Source organism: Trebonia sp. (assembly GCF_030042015.1).
Lineage (GTDB): Bacteria > Actinomycetota > Actinomycetes > Streptosporangiales > Streptosporangiaceae > Trebonia.
Genome location: NZ_JASIAL010000117.1, coordinates 1 through 9,762, shown reverse-complemented (window position 1 = coordinate 9,762; position 9,762 = coordinate 1). Strand labels below are relative to the sequence as shown.

General features: G+C 70.9%; 10 protein-coding genes. 5 read left to right on the top strand and 5 right to left on the bottom strand.

The window, feature by feature from the left end; genetic code table 11:
* A partial coding sequence (locus Q1N79_RS05865; protein ID WP_300605380.1) for a nickel-dependent hydrogenase large subunit occupies positions 1-1,004 on the bottom strand: 1,004 nt, incomplete at its 3' end.
* A gap of 6 nt (positions 1,005-1,010) precedes the next feature.
* Positions 1,011-2,054: a hydrogenase expression protein HypE gene (locus Q1N79_RS05860; RefSeq protein WP_300605378.1), complete on the bottom strand. Its 1,044-nt coding sequence runs from the start codon at positions 2,052-2,054 to the stop codon at positions 1,011-1,013.
* A gap of 310 nt (positions 2,055-2,364) precedes the next feature.
* Here Q1N79_RS05860 and Q1N79_RS05855 point away from each other — a divergent pair, with 310 nt between their 5' ends.
* From Q1N79_RS05855 to Q1N79_RS05835, 5 genes are all read left to right on the top strand, one after another.
* Positions 2,365-2,952, top strand: coding sequence for a helix-turn-helix domain-containing protein (locus Q1N79_RS05855; protein ID WP_300605376.1), 588 nt, complete (start codon positions 2,365-2,367; stop codon positions 2,950-2,952).
* A gap of 114 nt (positions 2,953-3,066) precedes the next feature.
* Positions 3,067-3,636: a YceI family protein gene (locus tag Q1N79_RS05850; RefSeq protein ID WP_300605374.1), complete on the top strand. Its 570-nt coding sequence runs from the start codon at positions 3,067-3,069 to the stop codon at positions 3,634-3,636.
* Positions 3,633-5,915, top strand: a complete 2,283-nt coding sequence (gene hypF / locus Q1N79_RS05845; RefSeq protein ID WP_300605372.1) for a carbamoyltransferase HypF — start codon at positions 3,633-3,635, stop codon at positions 5,913-5,915. The genes Q1N79_RS05850 and hypF overlap by 4 nt, the downstream gene beginning before the upstream one ends.
* Positions 5,916-6,028: 113 nt before the next feature.
* Positions 6,029-6,439, top strand: coding sequence for an RpiB/LacA/LacB family sugar-phosphate isomerase (locus Q1N79_RS05840; protein ID WP_300605370.1), 411 nt, complete (start codon positions 6,029-6,031; stop codon positions 6,437-6,439).
* A 105-nt stretch (positions 6,440-6,544) separates the two neighbouring features.
* Positions 6,545-7,642, top strand: a complete 1,098-nt coding sequence (locus tag Q1N79_RS05835) for a DUF2891 domain-containing protein (protein WP_300605367.1) — start codon at positions 6,545-6,547, stop codon at positions 7,640-7,642.
* An 86-nt stretch (positions 7,643-7,728) separates the two neighbouring features.
* Here Q1N79_RS05835 and Q1N79_RS05830 read toward each other — a convergent pair whose 3' ends face one another.
* From Q1N79_RS05830 to Q1N79_RS05820, 3 genes are all read right to left on the bottom strand, one after another.
* The gene (locus Q1N79_RS05830; protein WP_300605365.1) at positions 7,729-8,607 is read right to left on the bottom strand and encodes a hypothetical protein; all 879 of its coding nucleotides are present in this window, start codon (positions 8,605-8,607) and stop codon (positions 7,729-7,731) included.
* Positions 8,541-9,254 (bottom strand): response regulator transcription factor, encoded by a 714-nt coding sequence (locus Q1N79_RS05825; protein ID WP_300605363.1) that lies wholly within the window; start codon positions 9,252-9,254, stop codon positions 8,541-8,543. The genes Q1N79_RS05830 and Q1N79_RS05825 overlap by 67 nt, the downstream gene beginning before the upstream one ends.
* On the bottom strand, positions 9,242-9,762 hold a 521-nt coding region (locus Q1N79_RS05820; RefSeq protein WP_367185030.1), incomplete at its 5' end, for a sensor histidine kinase. The genes Q1N79_RS05825 and Q1N79_RS05820, both read right to left, overlap by 13 nt.

The window sequence follows — 9,762 nt, the reverse complement described above, 5'->3', positions numbered from 1 at the left end:
GTGACGAACATCTCCTGGTCTTCCCAGTCCTCGTAGTACGAGTGGCCGAGCAGGATCCGGATGCCCAGGTTGATGTCGACCAGGCTGGTGGTGACCAGCTGCCCGTCGACCACGACGCCGGGCGTGACGAACATCTTGCGGCCCCAGTCGGCCATGTTCTGGTAGGTGAAGTCGCAGTACTCCGGGTTGTTGAGGCTCCCCCAGCAGCCGAGCAGCACCCTTCTCCGGCCCACTTCCTCGTATCCGGGCAGCGCCTCGTAGAAGAAGTCGAACAGGTCGTCGTGCATCGGGACGACCCGCTTCATGAACTCGACGTACCGCATCAGCCGGGTCAGGTAGTCGGTGAACAGCTGCACGGTCGCGACCGTGCCCACCCCGCCCGGGTAGAGCGTGGACGGGTGCACGTGGCGCTCCTCCATCAGGCAGAACATCTCCCTGGTGGACCGGCTGACCTGGAGCGCCTCGCGGTAGAACTCGCCCTCGAGCGGGTTGAGCGAGCGCATGATCTCGCCGATCGTGCGGTACCCGTGCTGGGCCGCGTGCGGCGCCTCGGTGCGGTTGGCCAGCTCGAGCACGCCGGGGTTGGTCTCGGCGACCATCTTCTCGCAGAAGTCCACCCCGACCAGGTTCTCCTGGAAGATGTTGTGGTCGAACATGTACTCCGCGGCCTCGCCCAGGTTGATGATCCACTCGCCGAGGTGCGGCGGGCGGACGCCGTAGGCCATGTTCTGGTTGTAGACCGAGCAGGTCGCGTGGTTGTCCCCGCAGATGCCGCAGATCCGGCTCGTGATGAAGTGCGCGTCGCGGGGGTCTTTGCCCTTCATGAAGATGCTGTAGCCGCGGAAGATCGACGACGTGCTGTGGCACTCGGCGACTCGCTTGGCGCCGAAGTCGATCTTGGTGTAGATGCCGAGGCTGCCCACGATCCGCGTGATCGGGTCCCAGGCCATCTCGGTGAGCTGCCCGGTCTCCTGAGCCGTGGTCTCGCCCTTGGTCGTCGTCATCGCTGATCACCACGTCTTCTGGTAGCCGGTGAGAAGCTCGGTGCCCTTCGCCCGCCACTTGGGCTCTTTGTCCGCGGTCCTGGCGGTGAACCCGCGAAGGGTGCGGATGGCGGTGCCGTACATCTGGCTGGCCGCGGTCGACACCCGCGCGCCGGGCGGCTCGTCCATGAACGGCATGAACTTGTCGGGGAATCCGGGCATCGTGCACGCGATGCAGATGCCGCCGACGTTGGGGCAGCCGCCGACGCCGTTGATCCAGCCGCGCTTGGGGACGTTGCACTTGACCACGGGTCCCCAGCAGCCCAGCTTGACCAGGCAGGTGGGCGAGCCGTACTCGCCGGCGAACTCGCCCTGCTCGTAGTAGCCGGCGCGGTCGCAGCCCTCGTGCACGGTGGCCTCGAACAGCCAGCGCGGCCGCAGCGCTTCGTCGAGCGGGATCATCGGGGCCTGGCCGGCCACCTGGTACAGCAGGTAGAGGATCGTCTCGGACAGGTTGTCCGGGTGGATCGGGCAGCCGGGGACGCAGACGATCGGCAGGCCGGCCTTGGACTTCCAGTCCCAGCCGAGGTAGTCGGGCACGCCCATGGCGCCGGTCGGGTTCCCGGCCATCGCGTGGATCCCGCCGTAGGTGGCGCAGGTGCCCACCGCGAGGATCGCGGTCGCCTTCGGTGCCAGCCGGTCGAGCCACTCACTTGTCGTCATGGGCTGGCCGGTCTCGCGGTTGTTGCCGAAGCCGCACCAGTAGCCTTCCTGCTTGATCGCCTCGTTCGGGATGGACCCCTCGACGACCAGGACGAACGGCTCGAGCTCGCCGGCGTCGGCCTTCCACCACCAGTCGATGAACGTGTCGGCGCCCTGCTCGGGGCCGCATTCGAAGTCGATCAGCGGCCAGTGCACCGCGACCTTCGGCAGGCCGGGGAGGGCGCCGAGGACGATCTCCTCGATGCTCGGCTGCGTCGCGGCGGTGAGCGCCACCGAGTCCCCGTCGCAGCCGAGGCCCCCGTTCATCCAGAGAATGTGCACGACCGGCTCTTGTTCGGCGTCTGGCATGGAACGCCACCCTTCGATCTGCTGGATGCTGGATCGGTCCGATCCGCAGCCTGGCCTGCTCGCAGCCTCCTTGTAGCCTGCTCTGGCCTGCTGTGGCCCGCGGGCCCGCTGCCGGTGGCAACAGCGTAAGCCCGCCGCGGCGCGAGTACAAGACACAACAGTCATCCAGTTGGACATATCTGTCCACCATCTGTCCGCTTCGCCGGACTCGCGTTCAGCCGATTTGTCCACGTACCCTGGTGACGAAAGATGAGAGCGTGACCGTGCGCTGGCCCGGCACCAAATGGGCGAGCCGACCGGAAAAGGGGCGATGGACAGGGAAGACGGCACGATCAGCGGCAACATCGAGGTCGTTCCGGTCGTGGTCGTATCGCAGACATTCCCCGCCCGGCCGTCGTCGATCCCGGACATCCGGGACTTCGTACGCCGCTGCCTCGCCCAGTCGCCGCTTTCTGAGGAAGACAATCGCGAGGTGGGCGATACCGTCTCCCGCGCGCTGCTTGAGGCCGCCGGGCCGACCGGCGCGATCAGCGTCTCCTTCCGGATCTTCCCCGACCACGTCGAGGTCGACGTGCTCCGCTCCGGTGTGCAGCTTGGCGGCACGACCGGGCTGAACCCCCTGACGTCGCTGCTGCGGGCCGACGACCGCACGCCCGTTGCCGCCGCCGCCGCGGCCGGCGATGGCGGCGCCGCCGCGGCCGGCGATGGCGGCCCGGCGTCGTTCGCCGACTGGATGGCGGGCGCGCTGCGCAGGGAGGGCCTGACGATGGAGGCGGCCGCGCGCCAGTTGGGTGTCTCGGTCAAGACGGTCAGCCGCTGGGTGGGCGGCACGACCGAGCCGCGACTGCGCGACCTGCGGCGGATCCGGGAGCTTTTCGGCGAGATCCCGTTCGCCTGACGCCCGCCGTCCGGCCGAAGATGTGCGGCGGGGCGCGGCGCGGGCGTATCCGGACACTTGCGACTGGACACTTGCGACTGGACCTTTCCCGTGCCGCGGTCCTACCGTTGTCCCGTGGCGGACATCAAGGGGACTTACCGGCTCGGCCCTGACTGCGGGCGAGTGCTCATCAAGACCGGCCGCGCGGGACTGGCCGCCAGGGCCGGGCACGACCTGACGATCGAGGTCACCCGCTGGTCTGGGCAGGTGACGATCCCCGACGACGAGGCCGGGGTGACGGCGGCGACGGTCAGCGCCGAGCTCGACTTCGGCTCCCTGGCCGTGCGCGAGGGCACCGGCGGCGCCAAGCCGCTGACGGACAAGGATCGCCGCGACATCGCGAACACGGCGGCCAAGATCCTGGGCGGAGGTGACCAGGCGACCGCGACCTTCACGTCGGCACGGGTCATCCCGGCCGGGGCGGGCGGGGCGATCGAGGGGACGCTCACCTTCCGCGGCAAGTCCCAGCCGGTACGGCTGCAGGTCACGAGCGCGGCGCCGGGCCGCCACTACCGGGGCACCGCCACGGTGCGGCAGACCGACTTCGGCATCACGCCGTACACGGGGTTCTTCGGCGCGCTGAAACTGCGCGACGAGGTCGCTGTCGAGTTCGAAGCCGACCTCAGCCGCGCCGCGAGGGAATGACCGAGGTCGTCAGGACAGCCGTCCGGGTCGAGGGAATCGTCCAGGGCGTCGGCTTCCGCCCGTTCGTGTACTCGCTGGCTACCGGCCTGGGGCTCGGCGGGCTCGTGGGCAACGACGTCGACGGGGTGTTCGCCGAGGTCGAGGGCCCGCCGGCGGCCGTCAGGGAGTTCTTGCGGTCACTGGAGCAGAACGCGCCGCCGCTCGCGCGGATCGAGCGGATCACCGCCACCGACATGGCGCCGGCGGGGACGGCGTCGTTCCGGATCGTGGCGAGCGGCCCGGCCGGGCCGCGCAGGACCCTGGTCGCCGCGGACACCGCCACGTGCGCCGACTGCCTGCGGGAACTGGCCGACCCGGCCGACCGCCGCTTCGGCTACCCGTTCATCAACTGCACCAACTGCGGGCCGAGGTTCACGATCGTCAGGGACGTGCCCTACGACAGGCCGCTGACCACGATGGCCGGCTTCGCGATGTGCGCCCAGTGCGCGGCCGAGTACGACGACCCGGCCGACCGCCGCTTCCACGCGCAGCCGGTCTGCTGCCCGGAGTGCGGGCCGCAACTGGCCCTGCGCGACCCGGCCGGGCGGGTGCGCGCGCGGGCCGGCGAATCCCTGGACGGTGCCGCGGCCCTGCTGCGGGAGGGCCGGATCGTGGCCGTCAAGGGGCTGGGCGGTTATCACCTCGCGGCGGACGCGTCGTGCGAGCAGGCGGTCGCGGCGCTGCGCGACCGCAAGCACCGCGAGGACAAGCCGTTCGCGGTCCTCGCCGCCGACCTGGCGGCGGCGAGGCGGCTGTGCGCGATCGATCAGGCCGCCGCCGGCCTGCTGACCAGCCAGGCCAGGCCGATCGTGCTGCTGCCCCGGCTGCCGTCGGCGGACGTCGCGAGCGCGACGGCGCCGGGCAACCGCGACCTGGGGATCATGCTGCCCTACAGCCCGCTGCACCACCTGCTCGCGACCGCGGCAGCGTGCCCGCTGGTGCTGACCAGCGGGAACGTGTCTGACGAGCCGATCGCCTACCGCGACGCCGACGCGTTGTCGCGGCTCGGCCCGATCGCGGACGCGTTCCTCACCCATGACCGGGCGATCCACGTCAGGACGGACGACTCGGTGGCCCGGGTGTTCCGCGGGCGGCCGATGCTGCTGCGCCGGTCCCGCGGCTGCGCGCCCGAGCCCGTGGCGGTGCACGCCGGGTTCCCCCGCCCTGTGCTCGCCTGCGGCGCGGAGCTGAAGAACACGTTCTGCCTGGCCAAGGAGCATCATGCGTTCGTCTCCCAGCACATCGGGGACCTGGAGAACGCCGAGACCCTGCGTTCGTTCACCGAGGGCATCGAGCACTTCCGCCGGCTGTTCGACATCGCCCCGCAGGTCGTGGCCCACGACCTGCATCCCGAATACCTGTCCACGAAGTACGCCCTCGAGCTGGACGACGTCGACCTCGTGGGCGTCCAGCATCATCACGCGCACATCGCCTCGTGCCTGGCCGACAACGGCGCGGACGGGAGCAACCCCGTCATCGGCGTCGCCTTCGACGGCACCGGCTACGGCAGCGACGCCACGATATGGGGCGGTGAGTTCCTGGTCGCGGACTGCGCGGACTTCACCAGGGCCGGTCATCTCGCGCCGGTGCCGATGCCCGGCGGCGCCGCCGCCATCAGGCAGCCGTGGCGGATGGCGGCGGCCTACCTCGACGCGGCCTGTCCCGGCACGCCCGCGGCGTCGCTCGGCGTCGGGCAGCGCAACGAGGCGCGCTGGGCCGCGGTCGTCGCCATGGCGCGGCAGCGCGTCAATTCCCCGCTGACCTCAAGCGCGGGGCGGCTCTTCGACGCCGTGGCCGCGATCCTCGGCGTCAGGGACGCCGTCAACTACGAGGGCCAGGCCGCGATAGAGCTCGAGCAGCTCGCGGACCCGGCCGAGCGCGGCGCCTACCGCGCGGGGATCGAGGCGACCCAGCCGTTCCGCGTCCACGGCGGCGACCTCGTGCGCGGCGCCGTGGACGACCTCGCGGCCGGCGTACCCGGCGCGGTCATCGCGGCCCGCTTCCACAACGGCGTGGCGGCGCTCGTGGAGGAGGGCTGCCTGCTGCTGCGCGAGCGCCACGGCCTGGACACGGTGGCGCTGTCCGGCGGCGTGTTCCAGAACGTCCTGCTGCTCTCCGCGGCGGTCGCGCGCCTTGAGGCACGCGGGTTCACCGTCCTCGTGCACTCGCGCGTCCCCTGCAACGACGGCGGGATCAGCCTGGGCCAGGCGGTCGTCGCCGCCGCCAGGGACAGGCGCTGACCGCTCGGCCGTTGCCGGCCGCGTCCGCGGCCGGCAACGGCCGGCATCAGCCGGCAACGAAGAGCTGGGCGAGATCAGTGCGTGGCGGCTTGCCGCGCGGATAAGTTCACCGTATGCGGATCGTGTTCGGGGCCGACGACGAGAACGAGTGCACGCGCGCGGTGATCGAGTACCTGCGTGAGGCCGGCGACCTGCGGGTGCTCAGCAGCGGCAGCTGGCCCGAGTTCGCCCGGGCCGTCGGGGCCGCGGTGGCCTCGGGTGAGGCCGATTTCGGCGTGGTGATGTGCTGGACGGGCACGGGGACGTCGATCGCGGCGAACAAGGTGCCCGGAGTCCGGGCGGCGCTGGCCTGGGAGCCGTGGATAGCCAGGAACGCCAGGCTGTGGAACGACGCGAATGTCCTGGCGCTCAGCCTCAAGCGGCTGGCGCCCGACGTGGCCGTCGAGTGCGCCCGGGCGTTCCTCGAAGTCGGCGCAGAAGACCCGGCTGAGTCGGCAAGCATCGACCTGATCAGGGGACTATAACGACGTCTGCCCCAGACCCCGCCTCCCTGACTGGGCCAGCTGCGCCAACGGCCCGGCTGTATCGGGCCAGCTGCGCCAATGGCCCAATCGCCTCAACTCCCCGGCATGCGCTACATTCGGGGCAAGCTCAGGGGAGGCATCGACGTGCAGGATGCTGACGCGGGCGCGCCGGGCGACCTCGCGGCGGGCTGGCTCGACCGGCTGCGGCCCAGGCTCACCGGTTACGCGAGGACCGCCCTGGAGAACATCGGCCTGGAGTTCCCCGCGTACATCTCGACCACGATGACCGCCCCAGGCGACTTCCCGCTCCGCCCGAGTGACCGCAACCCGGTCTTCTACGGCAGCTTCGACTGGCATTCGTGCGTTGAGATGTTCTGGCTGCTCGTCCGCCTGCTCAAGGCAGCCCCGGATGACGTGCCGGGCAGGGACATCAGGGCTGCTCTTGACGCCCGGCTTACGCCCGGGGGCGTCGCGGCCGAGGCGGAATTCATGGCCACGGCGCGCGGCGCGGCGATGGAGCGCCCGTACGGCTGGGGCTGGGCGCTGGCCCTGGCGGCCGAACTTGAGGACTGGGACGACCCGGGCGCGCGCCGCTGGGCCGCCAGCCTCCGCCCGCTGTCACGGACCCTCGCGGAGAACTTCCTGCGCTGGCTGCCGCTGGCAACGTACCCGCTGCGGACGGGCGTGCATACCAACAGCTCGTTCGGGATATCGAGGGCGCTGTCATACGCGGACCTGCAGCCTGGCGGCGAGCTCAGCCGGGCGCTGCGCGGGGCCGCGACCGGCTGGTTCGCCGCGGACGAGGACTACCCGGGCGCGTGGGAGCCGTCTGGCCAGGACTTCCTGTCACCAGCCCTGTGCGAGGCCGAGCTGATGGCGCGCCTGCTGCCGCGGGAGGATTTCGCTGGCTGGCTCGCCCGCTTCCTGCCCCGCATCGCCGACGGCCAGCCGCGGGCGCTGTTCACTCCCGCGGTCGTCTCCGACCCCTCCGACGGCCACATCGCCCACCTGCGCGGCCTCAACCTCAGCCGCGCCTGGTGCTGGCGGCGCCTCGCCGAGACCCTTCCCCCCGGCGATCCCCGCGCGCGTGTTTGCGCGCAAGCCGCTGACCTGCACGCCGGGGCGTCCCTGGAGTATGTGACCGGCGACGACTACATGGTCGAGCACTGGCTCGCGGCGTACGCGGTGCTGCTGTTCAGCTAGCCCCGCGGCACTGCCGTCAGCGAGCCCTGAACGTCGCAGCCCGGGACACTCAGGGGAAGCGGGCGGCGGCGAGACCGCGTTAGGCGCTAGTCGATCGTGACGGCGCCGCCGTCGGCGTTGACGGTGATCCGGTACTGGGACGAGGAACTGGTGGTCACCGTGATCGCGGACGGCTGTGCGGGGCCATTCTGGTCGATCTCGGCAGCCGTCTCAGGGATGTTGTCGACGCGGTAGCTGTAGCCGCCGGGCAGCTGCAGCGTCACGTTGCCGCCCTCGGTGGTGACGTTCAGGTTCGACGGCGGCGTGCTGAGCTGGAGGTCGACGCTACCGCCGCCGCTGTCCACGGTGATGTTCTGCGCCGCCAGCGTGCCGGCGACGTTCCCGCCGCCGAAAGGACCATTCTGAGGTGCGTCGGTGTTGAGGCTGACGTCGCCGGTCAGCCCGTCAACGGTCAGGTTTCCGCCGCCGGTCTGCAGGATCGCGTCCGATATGCCGGTCGCCGTTATGTTGCCCCCGTTGCTCGTCACCGTCACCGGCGCCTGCGGCGGAACGTCGACGGTTGAGCTGAGCGCGCAGTTGAATCCCGGGCAGGCGAAGTTGATCGTGGTCCCGGCCGCCGTTTGCGCCGTCGCGAGAGTGGGGCGCTGGCCTGAGTAGGTCAGGCCGTACCAGACGGTGCCCGCGCCGGTGAACTGCGCCGCGCTTGGCGCAACGCCGCCCTGCAGGGTCACGTCACCGCCGTATACGTTCATGGTGAGCCCGCCGCTGACGCGCACAGGGGAATAGCTCACCGTGTAGCTGCCCTGGGAGGCCTTGCTGATGATCGCGAAACAGGTCCAGGCGAGCAGGGTGAGCGAGAGCGGGACGCCCAGCAGCAGGATGATCCGGCGCGCGGGCGTCATGAGCAGCTCGCGCGCAGCGGGCTGGGCGGCGGGCTGGGCGGCGGCCGGCAGGAAACTGACCATAAGGTGACCCCATTCAGGTACTGGAGGACCGCGAGCACGCGGCGGTGTCCGTGCTCGCCCGACGCGAGTCCGAGCTTGCTGAAGATGCTGTTGATGTGCTTTCCGACGGCGCCGCCGCTGACGATCAGCGTCTCGGCGATATCGGAGTTGGACCGGCCTTCTGCCATCAGCGCGAGCACTTCGCGCTCGCGGCTGGTCAGCACGCTGAGGGGGTGGCGGCTGCGCGCGAGCAGCTGGGCCACGACCTCGGGGTCCAGCGCGCTGCCGCCGCCGGCCACCCGGGCGAGCGCGTCGAGGAACTCCGACACGTCGGCCACCCTGTCCTTGAGCAGGTACCCGACGCCGTGCGGACTCCCGGAGATCAGCTCGGTCGCGTACCGTTCTTCCACCCACTGCGACAAGACGAGCACGCCCGTACCCGGCCACCGGCCACGGATCACGAGCGCGGCGCGCAGCCCCTCGTCGGTGAACGTCGGCGGCATCCTGACGTCGATGACGCACACGTCGGGGCCGCACGTCTCCATGGCGCGCATCAGCTCCTCGGCATCGGTCGCGGCGGCGACAACCTGATGGCCGGCCTCCGCCAGCAGGCGGGCCAGCCCCTCGCGCAGCAGGACAGAGTCCTCCGCGATCACTACCCGGAGCATGGCAACTCCGCCGCGATGATCGTCGGCCCGCCGTACGGAGACTCCACGGTCAGCCGGCCATCGACGCCGCTCACCCGGTTAGCGAGGCCGGAAAGCCCCGCGCCATTCGGGTCAGCGCCGCCGATTCCGTCGTCACTTATCACGACGGTGAGCGTGCCGGGGTAGCCGTGCCCCTCGACCACGACCTTCGCCTGGCTGGCCCGCGAGTGCTTGGCGACGTTCGTGAGCGCCTCGGCGACGACGAAGTAGGCGACGCCCTCCACCAGCGGCTTCGGCCGGACCGGCATGTCGACATGCACCTCGACGGGCACCGGGCTGCGCGCGGCCAGGCCGGATAGCGCGGCGTCGAGGCCGAGATCGGTCAGGACGGGCGGGTGCACTCCCCTGACCAGGTCCCGCAGCTCGGTCAGCGCGGCCTTCGCCTGCGCGTGAGCCGAGTCGACCAGGTCCCGCGCCGCGTCGATGTCGTCGCTGAACCTCGCCTTGGCGCGGCCCAGCTCCATCGCGA